General features: G+C 41.1%; 14 protein-coding genes. 7 read left to right on the plus strand and 7 right to left on the minus strand.

Annotation, left to right across the window (positions count from 1 at the left end):
- The first annotated feature begins 99 nt into the window (after positions 1-99).
- A complete protein-coding gene (locus tag PSPO_RS16805; RefSeq protein WP_010559392.1) occupies positions 100-2139 on the plus strand; it encodes a S9 family peptidase in 2040 nt (679 codons plus the stop codon).
- 72 nt (positions 2140-2211) lie between these two features.
- Here PSPO_RS16805 and PSPO_RS16810 read toward each other — a convergent pair whose 3' ends face one another.
- A complete protein-coding gene (locus PSPO_RS16810) occupies positions 2212-3246 on the minus strand; it encodes an NAD(P)H-dependent flavin oxidoreductase (protein ID WP_010559391.1) in 1035 nt (344 codons plus the stop codon).
- 124 nt (positions 3247-3370) lie between these two features.
- Positions 3371-10396, minus strand: a complete 7026-nt coding sequence (locus tag PSPO_RS16815) for an Ig-like domain-containing protein (protein WP_010559390.1) — start codon at positions 10394-10396, stop codon at positions 3371-3373.
- A gap of 498 nt (positions 10397-10894) precedes the next feature.
- On the opposite strand from PSPO_RS16815, the gene tnpA reads away from it, so the two are divergent.
- On the plus strand, positions 10895-11335 hold the full coding sequence (gene tnpA / locus PSPO_RS16820; RefSeq protein WP_010559389.1) for an IS200/IS605 family transposase: 441 nt from the start codon (positions 10895-10897) through the stop codon (positions 11333-11335).
- A 437-nt stretch (positions 11336-11772) separates the two neighbouring features.
- On the opposite strand, the gene PSPO_RS16825 is transcribed toward tnpA, so the two are convergent.
- The 4 genes from PSPO_RS16825 to PSPO_RS16840 all read right to left on the minus strand — a co-directional run bounded on the left by PSPO_RS16825 (position 11773) and on the right by PSPO_RS16840 (position 15453).
- The gene (locus tag PSPO_RS16825; RefSeq protein WP_010559388.1) at positions 11773-12255 is read right to left on the minus strand and encodes an MgtC/SapB family protein; all 483 of its coding nucleotides are present in this window, start codon (positions 12253-12255) and stop codon (positions 11773-11775) included.
- 15 nt (positions 12256-12270) lie between these two features.
- Entirely contained in the window at positions 12271-13599 is a 1329-nt protein-coding gene (gene paeA / locus PSPO_RS16830; RefSeq protein ID WP_010559387.1) for a polyamine export protein PaeA, read from the minus strand.
- 272 nt (positions 13600-13871) lie between these two features.
- Entirely contained in the window at positions 13872-14426 is a 555-nt protein-coding gene (locus PSPO_RS16835; protein WP_010559386.1) for a rhomboid family intramembrane serine protease, read from the minus strand.
- Between the two features lie 79 nt (positions 14427-14505).
- A complete protein-coding gene (locus PSPO_RS16840; protein ID WP_010559385.1) occupies positions 14506-15453 on the minus strand; it encodes an alpha/beta fold hydrolase in 948 nt (315 codons plus the stop codon).
- 166 nt (positions 15454-15619) lie between these two features.
- On the opposite strand from PSPO_RS16840, the gene PSPO_RS16845 reads away from it, so the two are divergent.
- Positions 15620-16774 (plus strand): murein transglycosylase domain-containing protein, encoded by a 1155-nt coding sequence (locus PSPO_RS16845; protein WP_010559384.1) that lies wholly within the window; start codon positions 15620-15622, stop codon positions 16772-16774.
- Here the strand turns inward: PSPO_RS16845 and PSPO_RS16850 are convergent.
- On the minus strand, positions 16771-17400 hold the full coding sequence (locus PSPO_RS16850; RefSeq protein WP_010559383.1) for a LysE family translocator: 630 nt from the start codon (positions 17398-17400) through the stop codon (positions 16771-16773). The two genes, PSPO_RS16845 and PSPO_RS16850, sit on opposite strands and share 4 nt — an antisense overlap.
- Positions 17401-17881: 481 nt before the next feature.
- Between PSPO_RS16850 and PSPO_RS16860 the strand changes: the two genes are divergently transcribed.
- The 4 genes from PSPO_RS16860 to PSPO_RS16875 all read left to right on the plus strand — a co-directional run bounded on the left by PSPO_RS16860 (position 17882) and on the right by PSPO_RS16875 (position 21940).
- Positions 17882-18109 (plus strand): hypothetical protein, encoded by a 228-nt coding sequence (locus PSPO_RS16860; RefSeq protein ID WP_010559381.1) that lies wholly within the window; start codon positions 17882-17884, stop codon positions 18107-18109.
- Between the two features lie 194 nt (positions 18110-18303).
- Entirely contained in the window at positions 18304-18681 is a 378-nt protein-coding gene (locus tag PSPO_RS16865; RefSeq protein ID WP_010559380.1) for a hypothetical protein, read from the plus strand.
- Positions 18682-19172: 491 nt separating this feature from the next.
- Positions 19173-19565: a hypothetical protein gene (locus PSPO_RS16870; protein ID WP_148665279.1), complete on the plus strand. Its 393-nt coding sequence runs from the start codon at positions 19173-19175 to the stop codon at positions 19563-19565.
- Between the two features lie 230 nt (positions 19566-19795).
- A complete protein-coding gene (locus PSPO_RS16875; protein WP_010559378.1) occupies positions 19796-21940 on the plus strand; it encodes an alkaline phosphatase family protein in 2145 nt (714 codons plus the stop codon).
- Positions 21941-22191: the final 251 nt, after the last annotated feature.

Genomic DNA, 22191 nt, shown 5'->3' on the forward strand with positions numbered 1-22191 from the left:
CGTTTAAACCCGTCAATATGCAATCTATCTTAGGCATGTTGCAAAAATGAATTGAGTTGCTACATTGCCTAAGCAACCAATAAAAATGGATCCTTTTTTATGAGTAAAATAATAAAAACGACGCTGTTAGCAGGATTAGTCAGTTTAAGCGCAGGCCCGGCAATTGCCAGTGATAATGCAACTTGGCAATATGAAGATGTGTTTAACATTGAATATGCAGCATCACCTCAAGTTAGCCCAAGTGGTGACAGTATTGTTTATGAGCGTCGTAGCATGGACATTATGAGTGACAGTACACGCATCAACTTGTGGCAGTATAATCTCAGCAGCAAAGCCCACACGCCGCTACTTTCAGGTAAGGCTCAGTATCGCATGGCGCGTTTTTCACCGGATGGAAAAAAGCTGGCGTATATTTCAAATGAAGAGGGCGACAATCAACTTTATGTGCGTTGGTTGCAAAGTGGCGACACGGCTCGCGTAACGAATGTGGAGCATGGCGTAAGTAGTATAAGTTGGTCACCAAATGGTCAATGGATCGCGTTTTCTATGTTTAAACCACAAGAGGCGAAAGGTATTTTTAGCGAAATGCCGAAAAAACCAAAAGGGGCTAATTGGGCCGGTACTGCAAAGTATATTGATCAAATGAGTTATCGTAGCGACGGACGTGGATTTTTACCCCATGGCTATCGCCATATTTATATTGTGCCAGCAGAAGGCGGCACGCCTCGTCAAATCACTACAGGCGATTTCCATCATGACGGCAATATCGCGTGGAGCCAAGATGGTGAGCAGATATTTATTAGTGGCGACCGTCACCCTGATTGGCAAGACAGACCACGTGAGTCAGACATTTATCAAATTAATGTTGCTTCGGGCGAAACCACTAATGTGACCAAGCGCGAAGGCCCTGATGCTGCGCCAGTGATATCGCCAAATGGTAAAAAGATTGCGTATTTGCGTTTTGATGATAAAAAACTATCGAGCCAAAATAACGACATTTTTATTATGAACAATGACGGTTCTGATGTTGAAAATTTAACTGCGAAACTCGATAGACCAATAGGCAACCCTAAGTGGGATACAAAAGGTCGTGGTCTTTACTTTAGCTACGACGATTTTGGCCAAAAATATGTAGGCTATGTAAACCTGAAAGGAAAAATCACAGAGAAAATTGCCAAACTGGGCGGTCAGTCTTTAGGGCGTCCGTATACTTCGGGTGAATTTGCGGTAGTAGATACTAATGAACTGGTTGTGACACTAGCCAATGCTAATCGACCTGCTGACCTTGCGATGGTTAAAAAGGGAAAAACGCGTAAAGTCACCTCTTTAAATGAAGATTTACTCGCCCATAAAACAACCGCTGAAATGGGTGAAATAACTGTTAAATCAACGGTTGATGGTCGTGATATTCAAGCTTGGTATGCGCTGCCACCTAATTTTGATAAAAATAAAAAGTATCCGCTGATTTTAGAAATTCACGGAGGCCCACATACTGCTTATGGTCCAAATTTTAGTACCGAAGTGCAGTTAATGGCTGCAAAAGGCTATGTTGTTGTGTGGGCGAATCCGCGCGGCAGTACGTCTTATGGTGAAGATTTCGCGAATCTTATCCATCACAATTATCCTTCGCAAGATTACAACGATTTAATGGATGTTGTTGATGGCATGGTTGCGAAACCGTATATTGATAGTAATAACTTGTTTGTTACGGGTGGCTCTGGTGGTGGTGTTTTAACTGCTTGGATTGTGGGTAAAACTGATCGCTTTAAGGCCGCGGTAGTGGCAAAGCCTGTGATTAACTGGCTTAGCTTTGCTCTGACCGCTGATGGTTACTCGTATTTTACAAAATATTGGATGCCAGGCATGCCATGGGATCACGTTGAACATTTATGGGCACGTTCGCCACTCTCGCTGGTGGGCAATGTCACTACACCAACAATGCTATTAACTGGCGAAGAAGATGTGCGTACGCCGATGAGTGAAACTGAGCAGTATTATCAAGCATTACAACTGCGTAAAGTAGATTCGGCAATGGTGCGTATTCCTAAAGCAAGTCATGGTATTGCGGCAAGGCCAAGTAACTTGATCCAGAAAGTTGGCAATATAATGGCGTGGTTTGAAAAATATCGCACCCAATAAAGTGTGTTTTAGATAATAAAAAGCCCCGAATTATCGGGGCTTTTTATTATCTAACTAACTGGGAGTAACACATTAAGTTTGTTTATTAGCGAGTGTTTGAATACGCGTTTCGGCCCCTGAAACAACATCGTTCATTATTTGTTGTACCGACTTAACCTCATGAATAACCCCTTGCGATTGACCGATAAATTGCACACCGTTTTCTAAATCGCCATCGATGGTTGCAGCTTCAAGTTTTTCGGTAGCGGCACCAAATAATGACAACATTTTTATTTTATCAAACTGGGCTACTAAGCCGATAAGCAGTTTCCACATTGGCATATCGACCATTTTTGCTGCTTTAAAGGACTTAATGGTGGCGATTAAAAAGTTCATTGGCTTTTTAGTGGCTTTTTGTGCTGCCGGTGTTTTCATTACGCGCGCATAAAGACCATCAAAATTCTTAGAATAAATAGTATCTGCGACGCGCTTTTCTATCACCGCATTTTTAACATTTTGGTGCACCGGGCTCTCAAGACTGGTTGCAAAACGAGAGCCCATTGCGACTGCGTCTGCGCCAAGGGCGAGAGCTGCCACTAAACCTCGACTGTCGGCAAAACCACCTGCAGCGATTACAGGAATATCCACAATATCGACAATATTGGGTACTAAACATAGCGATGTAACTTCGCCGCCATGAGCGGCGGCTTCATGTCCGGTCACTAGCAGTGCGTCGACCCCTGATTTTTGTGCGGCAAGGGCATGTTTCTCTGTCACCACTGTGGCGATTACTTTACCGCCATATTGTTTCGCGCCTTCGACAAGCCAATCACCTTTACCAAGTGAAAAGTTAATCACAGGTACTTGTAGCTCGAGTGCGATTTTGGCGTTTTGCTTCGCGCCAGGCATCATTAACGTAATGCCAATGCCAAATGGCTTATCGGTAAGCGAGCGGATTGTTGCAATTGCATCTCGGGTTTGTTGTTGGCTAAGTGGACCTGACGCCAAAATACCTAAACCGCCAGCATTACACACTGCCGCGACTAATTCTGGGGTTGAAATCCAGCTCATGCCGGGTAATACGATAGGGTGTTCAATGCCAAAAAGTTCGGTAATGCGCGTTTGCATAGGTATTGCCTATTTAACTGGTCAGATGTGTTAGAGTTTACAAACTATTAACCCAAGATGGAATAGTTTTCGGCAATAAAAAGGCCTGCAATTGCAGGCCTTTAATAAGCTGACTCAACGAGTGTTATTTACACACACCATTTGCATTGGTGATACGGAAGCGAAGCTGCGTATCATTATAGTCGCCATCACCACCGGTATCGTCACAGTTTATGTAACCTGTGTTATTGCTACCTAAAACGGTGTTACAGCTACCATACTTCCAAGTACGGTTATGTTCTTTAAACTTGTACGTTATCGAGAATGTATTGCCACCTGTTAGTGTTGCGCGTTCTACCCAACTGCTAGTATTCTCTGGGTATTGCCAATTGGATATCGCAGTACCATTAGAGAGCACTTTATACGCTTGTTGATAATCGGCACTACGTTTGTGGGCAAATGCAATACTGGTACCTGGTGCAAATGTTAAACCATTGCCAGATTCTGTAATACATTGGGCTAATGCTTTAGTTACATTGATATTCACTTGGCTTGAAGCGGTGCCACCTTTGCCATCACTAATACCGTATGTAACGACTACTAGACCCTCATAATTTTCAGGTGCTTGATAACGCACTGTACCGTTACTGTTAATTGTTGCACTACCATGGCTGGCACTAACACTGGTTACGGTTAGAGTATCGCCATCAGGGTCGTTGTCGTTACCGAGTACATTAATTGACGATAAACGCTCACCTTGCGTTACCGATGCTGAATCTGGGTTCGCAACGGGTGCTTGGTTAGTCGAAAGTACTGTCACTTCAAGTACCGCTTGTGCAGTACCGTTTGTTTTACCATCGCTCACAGTGTAAGTAATACGTGCTTTACCAACCCAGTTTGCAGGTGGCGTAAAGGTAATGGTTTTATCACTGTTTACCTGTGCTACGCCAACGTTTGCAACAGCGTTTGTAACGCTAAGGGCATCGGAGTCTTGGTCGCTATCGTTTGCAAGTACATTGAAGCGTGTTAGCGACGTATCTTGATCAATTGTTGCAACATCGTTATTTGCTGACGGTGCGTTGTTTTGTTTAACACGTACATCTACTAAAGCACTGTCAGTTAAACCTTCAGGATCTTTGATGGTGTATGTAATCCAATCTTGACCATGGAAGCCAACATCTGGTGTGTAGGTCAGGTTTTGGTTGCTATCAATTACCACGGTACCGTGATTAGCAACCGCAGAAATCAGCGTTAAATCATCACCGTTAAGATCTGAGTCGTTCCAAAGTACATCAACGTTGTAAAGTGGCGTGTCTTGGAATGCTTGAATGCCATCATCTACAGCCAGCGGTGGTTGATTTACCGAGTTTACTACCACAGTAATGGAGCCGGTTACTGAACCACCGTTACCATCTGACACTGTGACATCAATTTTCGCCGTTCCAACAAAGTCTTTGGTTGGCGTAAAGTAAATAATCCCATTGCCATCTACTGAAACGATACCGTCATCAGTTGATACTGAAACCGGTTTAGCGTTGTCACCATCTTTATCTTCAATTTTATCGAGAATATTAATCGCGTTATTTTTTGAGTTTTCATCAACGGCAACTGATACTGGTTGCATGGTAGGCGCATCGTTAACAGGCATTACATCAATTGTAATGTAGCCAGTTGATTGATTTTCGCCATCAGTAATGGTGTACTCAATGCCGACTTCGCCATTAAAATCAGCATCTGGTTTGTAATTAATAAGATTACCGTTAACCGTTACTTTGCCTTTTGCAGTTGTTGCAGAGACCAATGAAATTGATTGACCGTCTGGGTCTTCATCATTTTTTAGTGCATCAAAGCCAGTAACTGATTCATCTTCATTGATTGAAAGGTAATCACTACGTGTAATTGGCGCATCATCAAGTGGTTTTACGGTTACTTTTACAACACCTTCTGCTGTGCCACCTTTACCATCTTCAACTTGGTAAGTGATGGTATCGTCACCGTAGTAATTTAGGTTTGGTGTATAACGCAAGCTACCGTCTGATTTTACTTCTACGCTACCGTGTAACGCAGTAGCCGATACTGCTTTTGCAGGGTCTTCATCAACATCTGAAATATGTTGAGTTAAATCAACGACATTATTTTTAGAGTCTTCATCCACTTCAATGATTTTTTCAGTTGTTGTTGGATCGTCGTTTACCGCATTTACCGTAACAACAACCACTGCACTGTCACTTAATTCACCATCGTTAATGGTGTAGCGAATAGTATCTTTACCGAAGAAGTTATCGTTTGGCTGGTAACTTAGCGTGCCATTAGCGTTGATAGTAACAACACCGTGGTCAGACTCTGCTTGAGTTACTGTTAATGTATCGTTGTCAGGATCACTATCGTTTGCTAGCACATCAATCACATCGATTTTCTGGTCTTCATCGGTTTGTGCTTCATCGTTATTTGCGTTTGGTGCATCCGTTTCACCTGTTACCAGTACATTGATAATACCGACTACCGAACCACCGTTACCATCGACTACCGTGTAGCTAATCTGATCGCTACCAGCATAATTTTCTTTTGGCGAATAGCTTAGTGTGCCATCAGGGTTAACGCTTACTTCACCGTGGTTAGCTGTGGCATTCGTTACCGTTAAGGTATCACCATCTACATCATGGGTATAAGGGCTGGTATCAACAATCTCGTTTTTGCTGTCTTCTGCAACCGTTAGCGAAGCAGTTTCTGCGGTAGGTAGATCATTAACTGGTGTCACTGTAACGGCAATCTTTGCGTTTAATTCGGTTTCACCATCACTTACCACGAAAAGGATTTCATCGTCACCAAAGTAATTTTCATTTGGTTTGTAAGTGAACTGTCCGTTACCGGCATCAATTAATTGGCCGTTTGTTGCAACTGGGTTGCCAATAATTGAAAGTGCTTCACCTTCTGGATCAGTTACGCCTTCTAGCAAGTTAATATTGGTAATCTCAACATCTTCTTTTGTTGTAAGCGTGCGTTCTGTTTGACGTGGTTCATCATTTACAGCCGCAATTTCAACGGTAACTTGGCTTGTTGCTACGCCACCACGACCATCGCTAATGCTATAAATGATAATATCTTTACCATTGTAATCAGCTTTTGGTTGATAGTTGATACTGTTGTCGTCGTTTACAGTCACTACGCCGTGTAATGATGTAGGCGTACCTAAAATAACCAGCGGATCGAAGTTTGGATCTTCGTCGTTTGCGATAATCGCAATTGATTCAGCGAACTCATCTTCATTGATTTCAAGGGTATCTGGGTTTGCGATCGGCTCGGCATTGTCATCGTCATTAATAAATACATTGCCAACCACGTTATCTACCACTAACGCAAAGCTTTCAGACTGCTCAAACTCGTCATTCGTAAGTGTTGCTACTTTAACAAGTACAGTATCTGTGTTTTCAGGTAACGTAATATCTTGTGTTGAAGCAAGTAAAACGGTTTGCCAGCTCTGGCCTAAGTCAAAGCTGACCTCAACGGTTGTATCGTAATCTTCTTGTGCAAGCGCATTACCGTCAACTAACTGGAACGGGAAGCTAATTTCGCGTTCTACTTTGCTATCTAACGTAACCTCAAATGTGGTTGTAGCACCTTCTGACACAGGATCTGGCATTGCTATAACCGACATTACTTGTGGTTTTGGTGCTGTGCCGTCAGTTACTGATACTGCTTTAGCGTGTTTGCTGGTTTCTTCAAACCATGCCGATAGCTCATAAGCTTCATTTTCTTCAACCCTATCATCAACTAAAGAGGTTACTTTAATTAATACATTTTGAATTTCAGCTGGTACGTTAACCGATTTATTTTCAACCAGCGACATTTCTTGCCAGGTAACGCCGTTATCAAGTGAAACGTATCCTGAATTTAAGAAGTCGTCATTGGTAGTATCATTTAAACCAATCACATTGAAGCTGAGTGATTGTGATTTCTCTAACTTACGGTCAAACACAACATTGAAAGTGACTTCTTCACCTTCCATCATTGGATTTTTATCAGTGCTGATAAAATCAATTACCGCATTTTTAGGCGTCGCATCAATAAGTAATACTGGCGCTTCAATTAAATCGAGTTGCTCTTGCTGAGTCCATGCATGTAATTGCAGGGTTTCAATTTCTTCGTCTGCGTGTTGATCTTTAATAATCGATACGCGAACAAGGAAATCTTGCGTATCTTTTTCAAGCAAGAATGAATTCGCTGCGCTAAGGTCGATTGTCTGCCAGAAAGCGCCATCGTCAAATGAGAATTCAGCTTGAGAATCAAAGTCGTCATTTGCTGTTGCGTCGTCTGACTTTAATTCTACAAATACGTTTTGTGTCGTGAATACTTGTTTATCTAAACTTAACTCAAATACCGCGTAGTTGCCTTCAGCAACTTCATACTCTCGCGGTGCATTTTCGATTAAGCGTGCCGGTATAGAATTTGGGTTATCCAGAATTTGCGCTGCAATAGTGTCTTCATTCACGCTGAAGTTATATGTTTCGGTGTCTTCAGCTTCTTCGTCTGCTAATGTTGCAACCTTAACCTTAAACTGATTAATTCCCTCTGGAATAGTGATTTCCAACTCATTGGTAATCGTTGTGGTTGTCCACGTGCTACCGTTATCAGTACTGTAGTTTACCTCGGTAGCATAGTCTTTATTTTGTATTGCAGAGTCATCTTTCAACGCCAGCTTATAAACAGCAGGTGCACTGGTAGCTTCCGCTAATACCACCGTAAATAAGTGTGGTTCACCCTCGATTACTTGTTTTGTATCAAGAAAAATGCCAGCTACTTCTGGTGCAGTGTGCTGAACTTCATTTTCGATGATAAGCGCCTGCGCTTTACGGTCGATACCGTCGTCTTTACCCCAAGCTGCAATTACTAGCTGCTCTTGTTGTTCGTCAAGAGTGTCGTTAGCAGTTGTCACTTTTACATCAAAACAACGCAATCCTTGTGGCACTGCAACCGTGGCAGTATTCGATAGGTCAATTTGAGTGTTAAATGTGATACCTTGATCGAAGCTGATATATGCAACAGGGTCAATGTCGGCAAGCACCGCAGTGTCAGGATTTACTTCTAAATAATAGTCTTGTGTTTGTGTAGTGGTACCGTCTAGGCACACATTGAATAGTGCTGAGTTACCTTCAGATACTTTAAATGGCGTTGCCGTAATGCTACTTACTTCAGGGAAGTCATCGCTATTTTCGGTGCGATCTGAAATGGTAACTGTTGTTGTTTGTGTATCCGTGCCACCGCTAATTAAATAGGCAGCTAGATTGAAATCTTCGCTGTTTTCTACTTCATCGTCGCGCAAAGTATGCACGCGAACATCTACATATTCAGTGCCTTCAGGAATAAGAGGGCGTTGTTTTGATGATAAATCGTATTCCATTGGCCACGTAATGCCGCCATCAAGCGAGATTTCTGCATTTGGATTGTAATCTCGTTGCGCGGTTGCTGCGCCATCATTTAAACGCAAACGTAGTTTTGCATCATCATTAAGTGGTTGATTAAACAGAACTCTAAAGGTTACAAATTCACCTTCTTCTACATTACTATCGAGCGCAAAAACCGAATGCACCGCGTCTTTTGCTAATTCAAGATCTGCGTCTTCGTCATGAATGCGGATAATTTCAAATTCATGATCAGATTGGTCAGCACGGTGCCATGCATTAAGTTTTAATGCTTCAAAACCTTCGTCAATATCATCTTCATAAGATTCAAATTGGATATCAACATAGCGACCACCTGGTGGTACCAAAATTTCTTTGCGCGAAGATAAGTCAACGTTTTGTACAAAGGTTTCACCACGGTCGAATGAAATATTCGCGTTGGCTGAAAAGTCATCGCCCATCGTTGCCGAAAGTGCGTCAAGCTCAAGGTTTAGTAGAGTTGGCAGTACTAAATCTTTATTGAACTTCAAACGGAATTTAATAGTGCGGCCTTCTTCAACAAGGTCATCAGTATGACGTGAATAAACTGCGTTGACGCGAAGATCACCTTGGTTACTTGATGGGTCGAGAATATCTTGATTGAGTGTTAGGCGATCCGACAGTGTATCTCTGTGCCATGCTTCGAGTGTGAAGTATTCTGTATCTTCATCTTTGCCGTCATCATTTAAATCAAGCAAAATATCGATATGACGACCACCTGGCGGTACCGAGATCTTTTGTGGGCTCGCTAAGTCCACTAAATACGGATAGCTTTCGCCACGGTTAAATGAAATAAACGCTGTGGTATTAAAATCTTGCCCTTTTTGTGCGGTACCGCTGCTTAATTTTAAGTTTAAATCTTTGTCATCATCGAGGATTTTGTTGAATTTCACGCGGATGTGCGCTTCATCACCTTCTTCAGGGCTTTTATCTAGGCTGTAAATTGCACTGATTTTATAGTAGCTGTCTTCACCACCAGATTGGTCTGAACCATCGCTGCCACAGTTAGCCGATGCTAAATCGGTAAAACGATGAGTACTGGTTGATAAATAGCTGAGTGATGATTTACCCATGTCGTAAGCGAAAAATTCAGAGCCACCTAAATTATCCTGACGTGAGAAAATTAATTCGCCTACCTGGTTTTTAGCGGCCCCTGTCGCTAATGCTAGGTTATGCTGGTTAACAATCTCAACGGTTAACGCTGTTGTATCAATGCGATACAAACTGTTTTTACTGACTAAATATAAGTCGTCGCCAATAAAGGTTAAATCACCCCAGTTTTTATCTTGTTCATTGCGAAAGCCTGTAAGCTCTCCATAAATTGCGACATAACCTGTCGTTGGATCTATGGTAAATAAGGTATCGTCGTGTGCGGCCCACAGTAAATTTTGGCTCGGATCGCTTACCAAGCGGTAAGTGAATTTAGTTTTACCAACCTGATGATGTGAACCCGAGTTAATATCATAATATGCAAGGTAACTGTGGCCATTATTTTGTGGAACTGAAACATAATATAAACGCTGTGACGCTTTATCGAGTGCGATTGCGGCAGAATCATAAAGTGCGATTGAGTTTGACAGGCTTTGACCTGTGTATTCATCTAGCTTATGAATAACACCTTGGCCTGCATCACTGGCAATACCATAAATCGGGCTGTGGCATTGTGAATAGGCTGAAAAACCTGACGTAGCAAGGGCTGCACATACAAGTGTTCTGACAGCGTTTAGTTTCATAGGGGGCTCCAACTGGCTAACAGAGTAAAATATAAAGAAATTTTTTCCGAGATTTTACGTTAAGTTGAAACGTAATGAAAATGTTTGTCGTAAAAAATGATTAGAAAATTATTACACTTTATAACAGCTAAAATTATTCTAAGCACTTTAGATACTTGAGACCAAAGCCAGTAAGCTTAGGGGAAGTAGGGAAAGTGCGTGCTTAACAGTAGCTGTTTATAAAGATGTTTTGCATTGATCTATCGCAAAAATGTAAATAATAAAATACAGAAACCTTAATTTCTATATGGATATTTTTAATTGCTAATTTCTTGATTAGTTGCATGTTATCGAGCAAGCAGGGGAATACTAGGGTCTGTTGATCTTTGCTGTTCTATTTTTGTTTTCAGCCCTAAACCACCTACTTCAGTAGGTGGTTATCATTTAAAGGGCTTTGCCTGTAAATGCTACTCATGTTAAATCCAAAGTGATTTTTAGCGAAGTCATAGAGGATAAAACATGAGTAGATATGAACAAGCATCGCATGTATTTTGGCGGTGTCAATATCATGTAGTTTGGACTCCGAAATATAGGTTTCGGATTTTGAAAAATAAGCTTGGTAAGGATGTTTATCGTAGTATTTACGTTTATTGTAAGCAGTTAGGGTGTATTGTTTTAGAGTTAAATGTACAAGTTGACCATGTCCATTTAGTAGTGAAAGTTCCTCCGAAGCTTTCAATTTCTCAGTTAATGGGAGCTCTGAAAGGAAAAATAGCCTTAAAGTTATTCAATAAATATCCGCATTTACGGAAAAACAAGTTATGGGGTAATCACTTTTGGCAAAGAGGTTACTTTGTTGATTCAGTAGGGATTAATGAAGAAATAATAAGACGTTATGTTAGGCACCAAGAAACACGTGAACGCCAGGAAGAAGATTCACAAATGCGGTTAATGGATTGAAAGCCCCCTTTTAGGGGGGCAACACAAAGCCACCTTCTTTAGAAGGTGGATGTTTTACTCTGTTTGAGCGTGCTTTTATCGCGGCGCTCGATGTGTGGCCTAGTAATCTAAGCGAATATCGAGCAAAGCTTCCGCGTCCTGCTCACGCCCCTTACCTACATCCATATAGGCAACAATGAGAAAAGTGCGCTCAAAAGAACCGTTCGGCAGCGCTTGATTGGCTTTTCTACTGTGTTATCGGCTGGCCCACATAGAATAACTATGCCACGCAGCCTCTGCCTTGTATAAAACCCAATCAAACTGCTGCAAAAACGAACTTGAAAGGTCAACAGACCCTAGGTGTTTTACAAAGGTAGATTGATTGTTTTGAACGTAATTCGTCACGTTGCTAAAAGTACAGATGTTTGCGCTTTAGCGAGTAAGTAGCGCTTGATGCGCTACTTATTGCGTTTTTTCCAACCATTAAAGCGTGCATGTACGCCACGAGTAAGTGAGGTAAAATAGTCTTCTAGCACGTCTACACCGTATAAAATAACGACCACTAAAATACTCAATTTAATTGCACCTAGTTCGCCCGAAATATCAATCGCAACACCTATTGCGGCGAGTACCCAAATAGTTGCAGCTGAGGTAACTCCAACCACAATACCGTCTTTGGCAAGCATAACGCCGGCACCTAAAAAGCCAACGCCAGTGACAACTTGTCCGATGATACGCGATGTATCAGTGACATCATTATTTAGTGAGTTTGACGCAGCAATAAACATGTAAGTACCAAGCACAATAAGGGCTGATGTTCGAATCCCCACAGGCTTGCCGCGCAGTTGACGTTCTAAGCCAATAATAAAGCCGCAACAAATTGCAGCGCCAACTTTTGTCCATTGAAATGGGCTTATTGATAAATAACTAATAATATCCAATTGTTATCCATGTTATTACGTATTCGCATCAGTTTGATGCTGTGGTTTAGGGTCAATTAATGTTTCATCGAGCAGACGAGTGATCAGCAGCTGATCAACTCGAATGCCATCGATATCTACTGCTTCAAATTTATAACCTGCATGAGTGACAAAATCTGCGCGCTTTGGAATGCGTTTCATCAAGTAAATAATAAACCCAGCTGTTGTTTCGTACTGATTTTCATCAGGGAATTCATCAATTTCAAGCAACTTCATTAAATCAACTATAGGCGTAGCACCATCTACAAGCCACGAATTTGCGTCGCGTTTAACAATTTGCTCTTCACCATCAAATTGCACTAAATCCCCCATAAAACAACTCATTAAATCCTTAATGGTGACAACACCAACAATTAGCGCGTATTCATTTACCACTACAGCAAATTGGGTCGATGCCGATTTAAACGCATTTAGCGCCTCTGATAGCGTTAAGGTTTCGGGTAAGTAAACAACCTCTTTAGTTAAAATATCGGGATTAAGGTGTGCTTTACCCGTTTCAAGAATTTGTTTAAGAATTACTTTAGATTCAATCGTGCCAACAAGCTTATCTAATTGGCCATCACATACTAAAAATTGATTGTGCGGATGCGCTAAAATCTTGCTGCAAATACTCTCGCTATCTTCGTTAATATCAAAAAAGACAATCGATTCACGCGTCGTCATAACCGTTGGCAAAGTGCGTGCTTCTAATTCAAACACGTTGCCAATTAAACGATACTCTTGCTGTTGCAATGAACCATCTTGTGCACCCGCTTCCATTACCGCCACAATGTCTTCCGTTGTAACGATTTCTTCTCGCTGGGTCGGTAGCTTAAAAATCCGCAGAACAATATTGCTAATACCATTAAATAAAATCACAAAAGGTGTTAGTGCAAGTGTTAACCAATTCATTAAGTTAACCACTCGTAACGCGACCGTTTCGGGCATAATCATGGCAATGCGTTTAGGCAATAGGTCAGCAAACAAAATAAACAGCGATGTAATAATCAAAAACGACAGTAAAAAGCTAATTTGTCCTGCTAAATCACCGGTATACACTAGGCTAACCAGCTCTGATGTGTAAGGTGTTAAGGTTTGCTCGCCAATTATCCCGCCAAGAATGGCAATCGCGTTTAACGCGATTTGGATCATCGCAAAAAATCCGCCGGGCTGTTCTTGCAACTTAAGCACTGCATTAGCATTTTTGCTGCCTTCGTCAGCCATAACACGTAACTTAATTTTACGGGCGGCAGCAATAGCTATCTCCGACATAGCGAACAACGCGCCGAACAGAATAAGCAAACTAATACCCAATAAATCACTCATTTCATTCTCCAAACTAGATGTGAGCATAATTGACCAATTCGCGTTACGAGTTAATTTTTGCACAGTCCGGTGGAGAAGCAGCAATCACGTATTAGTTGCTGCATTTTCACGCCTTGGGTGACGCTTTTAGTGCTTTCAGCAGTGTTTTTAGGCTTAAAAACATGCGAATTGGAATTTATCTGAAAGGTGATAAAAGCGCGCAATTATTATGCAAAATAAAGCGCGCTGCAATCTATTTTTTAATAATTAAATTTTCATTAAAAAACAAAGTTTTAAGGGCGTTTCTGCGGGGCGCTATTAAAAACTTTTCCCGCAATAAGTCCGGCAATAAAACCAAAGAAATGACTGCTCCAACTCACACCTGGAATAAATTGGGTAAGAGAGTAAATTACACCGGCGTATAAAAAACAGATGATAATGGCGAGGATCAGATTAAAAATATTCCGGCTAAATATGGCATTGCTTAGAATATACGCAATAAGGCCAAATACCATGGTACTTGCACCCGCGTGATATCCGTCAAAGGCAAACACCCATACTGCGCTACCCGCAACAATTGAAATAAATAAGTACACTAATAAAAAGCGCTTTAATCCTTGTTGTAATGTAATAAACGCAAGCACTGCGAGCGGAGCCGCGTTTGATAATAAATGTTGCCAGCTGTGATGGATCCACGGCGCAAAGATAATTCCTGCTAACCCGTTTAGCGTTCTGGGGTAGATACCTAGCCCTGATACCGCGCCTTGGCTAATGGCATTTACGAGTTGCACACTGAACAAAATAGCAAGTAGTGCAAAAATAATTCTTATAGGTTGCTTTATATGCATGATGCGTTTTATGCGTAGTTATGTACGTTGTTTGATTTGTAGTTACTCACTCTATCGTTTTCAATGGTATTGGCAACCACTAATTCTGAATGTTGGCTAAATGTTGCTTTGCCATTTGCTTTTTTAAATGACGCTTTTGCGCCTTTTGCACGTGTTTATATATCCACTTGGTTAATTTGGTCATTAATTGAGGGGGAAAGTCATGTCCCATGCCATTGATGGATTTCAGTTTTGAACGTTTAATTGCTTGCGCCGTTTGATAGCCCGCTTTAACAGGAATAACCGGGTCGTGCACACCGTGAATAACAAGTGTAGGCACTTTAATCGCAGCTAATAAGTGTTTTCGATTTTGGCTTGCCGCAATTGCTGCAAGTTGCCGTTTTATGCCATTGGGGTTAAGGCTACGCTCTACATTCTGTTTGGCTTGTTGATACAGCGCTTGCTCATGTTGCGGGAAATTAGGACTGCCTATCAGCTGATTTAACTTTACCGTGTAGTCTATAAATGCATCTTTACATACGCTTTTGGGTTGATGTTTAGCGAGTGTAAACAATACCTTTAAGCCTTGTTTAGAAAGGGGAATATTGTAAGACGAAGACATGATAGAGGTTAGGCTGAGCACTTTCTTTTTATGCTTAGCTGCAACAATTTGCCCAATCATGCCCCCCATGGATGCACCAATTATATGGGCTTTTTTAATTTTAAGTGCTTTCATCAGCCCAACCACATCGCATGCCATCTCATCAAGCGTATAGGGGGCTAAGGCCCCTTTGTTAAAGGGCTTTGTTAGCCAAATCTTTAGCAGATTAGGGTTGCCACATTGATCAAAATGACTTGAAAGCCCCACATCGCGATTATCAAATCGGATCACCCGCAGTCCTTTTTGTGCTAATCCGTAATAGAACGGGTCTGGCCAAACCGTCATTTGTGCACCTAAACCCATAATGAGAATAACTGCGGGGTGTGTTGGGTCGCCGTGGTCTTCATAGTGGAGGCGCACGCCATTTTTTAGTCGTACACTCGGCATAAGTTACCGCTAATTTGGCAATATAACTGTAAAGTAACAAAGCTAGTTTTCAGATAAATGACAACGCGATAGCACGCTAGGCGCTAGCAATTTGTTATGTTTTATATTGATTTTAAAGTGCTTTATTTTACACTAACCTTAAGTTTACGAAGGCGTAGGTTAGGGCATGCAACACAGATTACTATTAATTGGGTTGTTATTAAGTGTTGCAAGTTGTAAATCGACCGTCGATGTAAAATCGCCCAGAGCACTGGAAAAACTCTCTAAGCAAATTGAGCAAAACCCCCATGATATTGTTGCCATCGCCAAAGGTGTTGAGCAATCAAAAGCCGCTATCAAAACCGATACGCGCCGAATAAAGCAACTTTTTGATGAGCTAGATTCCGTCATTAAACGTATTTGGGGCAATAAACACAGTTCGCTGCCAAGTAACAAACGCTATGTAAAGTATTCAAACAATTATCAAGCGCGCGCCATTGTCGATTTTGAAAAAGGCACAGTAAAGGTAGAAACCATTGCTACAAAAAAGGTAGCTTTAAAACTGGCACAGGCAGTGTTTGAAACATTACTTACAACCGATGATCCGTCAACGACCGATATATTTTCAAGTAATGCCCCCAACCTAAGTGGTGAGCCATTTTTGTATCCGCAAGTTCGCGACCATGACGGAGAATTAGTGCGCTTTGAGTGGCGCGCTAGGCGTTACGCAAATTATCTTGTGGATCACTATACAAAGGTAGAGCACGACGATAACCGTCAGTTTAGTTCTGTGAGCTTTAAGCTCGTTAACGAACATCAGCATTTGCGTCATTTAAAGTACAGCAATGCGGTGTTAGCTGCAGCCAAACGTTATAATATTGATGCTGCGCTCATTTATGCGGTGATTGAAACTGAGAGCGCGTTTAATCCGTACGCGGTAAGTCGCTCTAATGCGTATGGTTTAATGCAAATAATGCCTGCAACTGCAGGGCGAGATGTATTCAAACTTGAAAAAGGAAAAACTGGGCAGCCAAGCAAAGCACAGCTTATGCAGCCAAACTATAATATTGATATTGGCACCGCTTACTTAAAGATTTTAAACACCCGTTACCTAAAAGGTGTTGCGAATAAAAAAAGTCGAGAATATACGGTTATTTCAGCCTATAACGGTGGTGCGGGCAATGTGTTAAAAACCTATCACAGCAATCGCGATACCGCGGTTAAACTGATTAATCGACAAAGCCCAGGTGCGGTGTATCAACGTTTGCGCCATCACCACCCTCGTCAAGAGTCCCGCAGATACCTAGAGAAAGTCACAAACGCAAAACAGAAATATCACTAACCGCGGTTTGATAATGATAATAAGGTGCCTGCGCTGATAAACACAGAGCCGGTTAATCTGTTAAAAAGACGCATTCTGTTATTGCGATACAACCAATTTGACGATTTAACCCCGAGCACTACGTAAAACATTAACCAGCTTAATTCTAACAATATAAAGGTAATGGCGAAGATACTGTACTGACTAAGCAAAGAGCCATTTGGATTGATGAATTGTGGAAACAAGGCAGTGAAAAAGACAATTGCTTTAGGGTTACTGGCACCGACAATAAAGCCTTGAAAAAAGTTATCTGTTAGTAACCGTTTGTTTGATGAATTGACTTCTACTTTTGCTAAATTATCCGCTTTTGAGCGAAACGACTGAACTCCCAAATACACCAAATATGCAGCGCCTAAATATTTTACTAATGTAAACGCAAGCTCCGATGTTGCGATAAGCACGCCTAATCCGGTAAATGAAAGCGTAAGAATAAGAGTAATAGCAATTAAACTGCCAAGTGCAGCAATAAAACCGCCGAGCGTGCCGGAACTTACCGCGCGTGTCATACAAAATAACGCGCTTGGCCCCGGTGATGCGGTTAGCACTAACACTGATAAAAAGTACATAACCCAGGTATTTATATCCATTGTTATTCCTAAGCGGTTTTTGCTTAAGTTAACAGGTAATTTGTAGTGCGGTAATTAAAAACTTTGCAGTATTTAAATTTTTCAACTTTAACAATTTGAATTATTTAAAAACGGCCTTATTAAAAGAATATGGATAAACGTAGCGTACACATAATAAAAACACTCTTACTGCTGTTAGTTGTAATATCAGCGTTGCTACCATTTAATCTAACCCGCACGTTAATCTCACAGCCTCAACCAGCGATGAATGCAGCCGCGTCAAAGTTGGTTTCATCCAATAAATACATTCGTAAAAACACAGCTTATACTTTCACTACCAAACTTCAGTTTAAAAGCTTGTTGCAATTTGTTGCCACAGGTTACGATTATGTGCCCCCTTTCATTAGCTTTTTAAAGCGCGATACCTACCTGTTTAACAAATCTTATAGCCATATATAACGCGCCCCTTGTTAATAAACGTAAATATTAAAAAGGAAACGTTATGACACAAGCAATCACACTTTTTGTGCTGGTTTTTGTTTGGGCATTTTTACTGTTTTTGTTTTGGAAAATGGTTGGTTGGGCGAAAAAGCGCAAAACCGGCGCGTATGTTCTTGGGGCATTAGTTCACATGGTGTTACCTGACCCAAAAATTGAGCAAACCATTGCCATTGTAAAACAGCAAAAAGAACAAAAAGCCGAAGCAAGTGACGAGCAAAACGAGAAATAAATTAAGCCAGCATTTGCTGGCTTTTTTGCGTAAACACGAAATTACTGTTCGTTAAGGCTCTAACACGTTTTAAAAACTCTGTTTGCCTACACAATTTAATGTTCGTTTTTACAATGCATAAGCGCTATTCTTGTATAAAGAGTGTGAAGTTAATAACTTACTTAAAGTAATAAAAAGTAGCTGTTGTTAAAACTATGATTGAACCTGTTTATAGCGTGTCACTTAAACATAATCTTGTGGTTGTTAAGATTGCAGGAAACTGGGATATTCAAGCTGATATTGGTTATTTAACCTTGCTTGATGAAACCATTTCGCGGGTTAGAAATACTCCTTGGGCGCTCTTTGCCGATTTACGTGGATGGCGAGTGTCTGAAGACGTTAGTAACTATAAACATAACAAAACGATTCAACTTACAAGAAATAATCAAATAGCGGAGTGTTGGCTGGTTGATAGCGAAGAACAAGGTCAACATATTCAACATCACATTGAAAATGCACACGTCCCGTTCATTAAAGTCACTAGTTTGCAACAAGCAGAAAACTGGCTTTTGCAGTATGGCTGCAAAGTTTAATTTATTCAGCAAATTTAGCCACGGTTAAACGGCTTTGAGTGTATTTTTAACTCAATATATGCCGCTTTTTTGAAAGTCGATTTTCCATGACGTTGATTATGTGCTTTTGAAAAACTTGCTTACTTAATACTTTTCTACATATCACTTTATTTTGTGTACAGTAACTTAATCTCTAATTGCGCGGTTACTTTTACAAAGAATGTTAAAGACAAATTTACCAAATAAGGCAATACGCTAATGTATACCGAACGGCGCACGCGCTGGTTTTTTCGTGTGTTTAGTATCGCAACTGCACTGGGGCTGATAACCATGTTAGATGGTGATTATTCCTATCGCGTTCAGGGTAACGAAGTCATAGTCAATGCGACTGATCAGCCTTTTAAATTTTACACAAGCGTTATTGTTGACGCGTCTTTGTGTGTTATTTCAACGTGGATAGGGTTTTTTAGTAAAGATAGACCTACTATTGGAAAGCGCTAATGGGTTATTACATGCTTTTTGTTAGTGTGGTGTGTTTATCTGTCGCTATTTGGCTACTTATAACGCGCTTACGCTTTCGTAAAAACGCAAGTATTTATCAAGGTAGCGTAATTGATTTGGTAACCATAAATCATGATGGCATATCTAGCGGTGGGCGCAATAAACATTTGTTAATTGAATACTTTGATAATCACGAAAGAAAAGAATTCTTATGTGAAGATGCCGTCATTGCAGCTTTCTATCATATCAACGATAACGTTGAAGTACTGGTAGGTGGTGAAGGCAAGCATCAACGTGTGCGCATCAATAATGTATTTTCCCTTGCTGTACCTTCTATCGTACTCACTATTATTGGCTTAGGCAGCTTACTTGGCGCAAATTCAATTTTTGGTTGGTGGAGATGAAGTTTAAAGGTTGTGCCGCTATTGCTTTTATCGTTGGGGTTTAAAACCATTCCTTAGTAGCCAGTTAAATGGAGCTTGGATTTAATTTACAAATTCTCATTACGCTTTGATGTATTTTTAATCAAATTGTTACTGCTTTGTCACTTCAAAATCACTTAATAGTAATACGTTAGCTTTAAAGTTTTTATTGGTCTAGACCAAGTTAAAAATCCAATCTAACAGGAATTATTATGAAAAAAAACATGTCGTGCAGTTACCCAATAAAGCAAATCGCTAAAGTGTCGTTGTTGCTTGCTGGTGTGGCAATGTCCACTTCTGTCTTAGCAAAAACACATTCATTGCTGATAGCCGTTGATGGCTTGCGTGGCGACGGTATTGAAAATGCGCATACTCCTAATCTTGATAACTTGATTAGTGGTAATTGGGCGAATGGCTATAACACCGCATTTGCACATTATGCGCAAACAATGAAGGACGCAGCGCCAAACAGTGGCCCTAATCACGTGGGTATTATGACGGGGGTTACATCAAATAAAAGTGGTGTTACAGGCAATAGTGACGTGGCGGGGGGCAATTATGCAGCGCACCCTCATTATTTGACCTTATTAGAGCAAGCAAACCCATCACTAAACACTGCCTATTTGGTGACATGGAGCACCGATATGCAAATTGCCAATAGCGCAGATGTAAAAATAGATGCAGATGATGCAACGAATACACAAAATGCGGTTGATATCATTAATGGCACCTTTACAGCGTCAAATTGGCAGCACGGGACTGATGTCGATGCATTATTTCTGTTTCTTGATGACGTAGATGGTGCAGGGCATGCATGTTGTTTTGCGGCGTCAGATAACGGTTATATAAATGAAATAAACGATGTTGATAGTCAAATTGGTCGCATCTTGGCTGCCATTAAAAATCGTCCTAACTTTGACAGTGAAGATTGGCAAATTGTTCTGACATCTGATCACGGTGGACGTGGTTCATCGCACGGTATTCATGCAGCAGATAACTATACTATTCCATTTTTAGTGTCATCTAAAACCGCTAAACAAGGCTATTTAGCGGGTGTTCCTCATAATTATGATGCAGCGCCTACAGTACTTGCCCATCATGGTTTAGCTGTGCTGGCAAATATGGATGGTGTTGTGCAGGGTAACTTAGTGCGTGTTGTTAACGATAATGGCATCAAGCAAGACCTTAAAACCTATTTACCATTTGATGGCAACTATCTTGATGCATCAGGCAATGCGCTTCACGCTCAAGTAGGCGGGGGCACGCCAAATTTGCAAGCGGGTGGTAAGTTTGGTCAATATGTAAAGCTTAACGACGACAAAGAATACCTGACATTAGGTAAACCAACAGAATTGAATTTTGGCACAGATACAAACTTTACCTTGATGACATGGTTTAGAGTAAGTGGCGACCAAGCTGGTGATCCCGTGATTGTTGGTAATAAAAACTGGGCAAGTGGGGCTAATCGCGGCACATTATTACTTGCTAACGAAGGCAATGGCGATGACTTTGGCATTAATTTAGCGTCATCAGGTGCCGACAGAAAAGACATCGATCCAATCGATTACAGCTTTAATGGCTGGTGGTTACTGGTTGCAACGTTTGACCGTAATGGTGTTGCCACTATGTACGCAGGAAGTCCAACGGGTGAGCTTAATATTATCGCTGGTGATATTGCTAATGTGGGTGACATTAACTCAGAGCTTAACTGGAATATTGGGCAAGATGGTACCGGTAATTATACTTATAATTTAAAAGCCGATTTGGATGATTTTGCCGTGTGGCACCGTGCGCTGAGCCTTGATGAAGTGCGCACTATTTATAACAAAGGGCAAGGTACTGAATTAAACACTTTACTTAACAATGTGCAAAATCGCTATTTAACCCAGCAATCAAACATTCAAGTTGGTCAAGATGTGTCTTTGGTGATCACAACCGAAGTTAACGGCGAAACGTGTGGTTTGGAATGGGATAACAGCCGCTTTTTTAATGAGCGTAACGCGAAATGGGATTGTACCGGCAATGCCGATCCAATGACGTTTACAGTTACGGGCATCACTAATGATGGCAACAAATTAATTGCAGATGGTTATTTAGTCGCCAATGGTAATAAAGGCGCGTTTGAATGGGACTCGTCTAAGCATGCTAATGAACGCAATGCAAAGTTTGATGAAAATTCATCGGGTGACTTAATCTCAATTTGGCTGGTGAATGACAGTAATCAAACACGTATTGTCACCGAAGCAAGCGGCCAAATATGTGGCTTGGAGTGGGATGCATCTAAACTCAGTAATGAGCGAAATGCCAAGTGGGATTGCACACCAAATATGGACACATTTCGTATTGAACTACTCTAGCGCGTGTTGTTATTTACGGTTTGAATTCTGTCCAAATCCAAATAGTTTTAATCGCGGCGCTGCTTTGTAGGCTTTGTGGTCTAGGTAAAAAAGCGACAACAAAGCGCTGTAGAAATAGACAGTAGGGGTTAACACGCTCTAGTTAACACTAACCCATTATCTCTTTGGTGGTGGGTTATGTCTTTTATCTCTTTACTTTAATACGCGCTATTGATGTTGTAAGCCGTGATGTAGTCATCGATTTACAAGGT

The sequence above is a fragment of the Pseudoalteromonas spongiae UST010723-006 genome (assembly GCF_000238255.3).
In the GTDB taxonomy this organism is placed as follows: domain Bacteria; phylum Pseudomonadota; class Gammaproteobacteria; order Enterobacterales; family Alteromonadaceae; genus Pseudoalteromonas; species Pseudoalteromonas spongiae.

Bases quoted from the DNA above. Each gene is read 5' to 3' on its own strand.
- PSPO_RS16805 (WP_010559392.1), top strand. From the start codon at position 100: ATGAGTAAAATAATAAAAACGACGCTGTTAGCAGGATTAGTCAGTTTA.
- PSPO_RS16870 (WP_148665279.1), top strand. From the start codon at position 19,173: ATGCTTTTTGTTAGTGTGGTGTGTTTATCTGTCGCTATTTGGCTACTT.
- PSPO_RS16835 (WP_010559386.1), bottom strand. From the start codon at position 14,426: ATGCATATAAAGCAACCTATAAGAATTATTTTTGCACTACTTGCTATT.
- PSPO_RS16850 (WP_010559383.1), bottom strand. From the start codon at position 17,400: ATGGATATAAATACCTGGGTTATGTACTTTTTATCAGTGTTAGTGCTA.
- PSPO_RS16815 (WP_010559390.1), bottom strand. From the start codon at position 10,396: ATGAAACTAAACGCTGTCAGAACACTTGTATGTGCAGCCCTTGCTACG.
- PSPO_RS16860 (WP_010559381.1), top strand. From the start codon at position 17,882: ATGACACAAGCAATCACACTTTTTGTGCTGGTTTTTGTTTGGGCATTT.
- PSPO_RS16810 (WP_010559391.1), bottom strand. From the start codon at position 3,246: ATGCAAACGCGCATTACCGAACTTTTTGGCATTGAACACCCTATCGTA.
- PSPO_RS16875 (WP_010559378.1), top strand. From the start codon at position 19,796: ATGAAAAAAAACATGTCGTGCAGTTACCCAATAAAGCAAATCGCTAAA.
- paeA (WP_010559387.1), bottom strand. From the start codon at position 13,599: ATGAGTGATTTATTGGGTATTAGTTTGCTTATTCTGTTCGGCGCGTTG.
- PSPO_RS16865 (WP_010559380.1), top strand. From the start codon at position 18,304: ATGATTGAACCTGTTTATAGCGTGTCACTTAAACATAATCTTGTGGTT.
- PSPO_RS16845 (WP_010559384.1), top strand. From the start codon at position 15,620: ATGCAACACAGATTACTATTAATTGGGTTGTTATTAAGTGTTGCAAGT.
- tnpA (WP_010559389.1), top strand. From the start codon at position 10,895: ATGAGTAGATATGAACAAGCATCGCATGTATTTTGGCGGTGTCAATAT.
- PSPO_RS16840 (WP_010559385.1), bottom strand. From the start codon at position 15,453: ATGCCGAGTGTACGACTAAAAAATGGCGTGCGCCTCCACTATGAAGAC.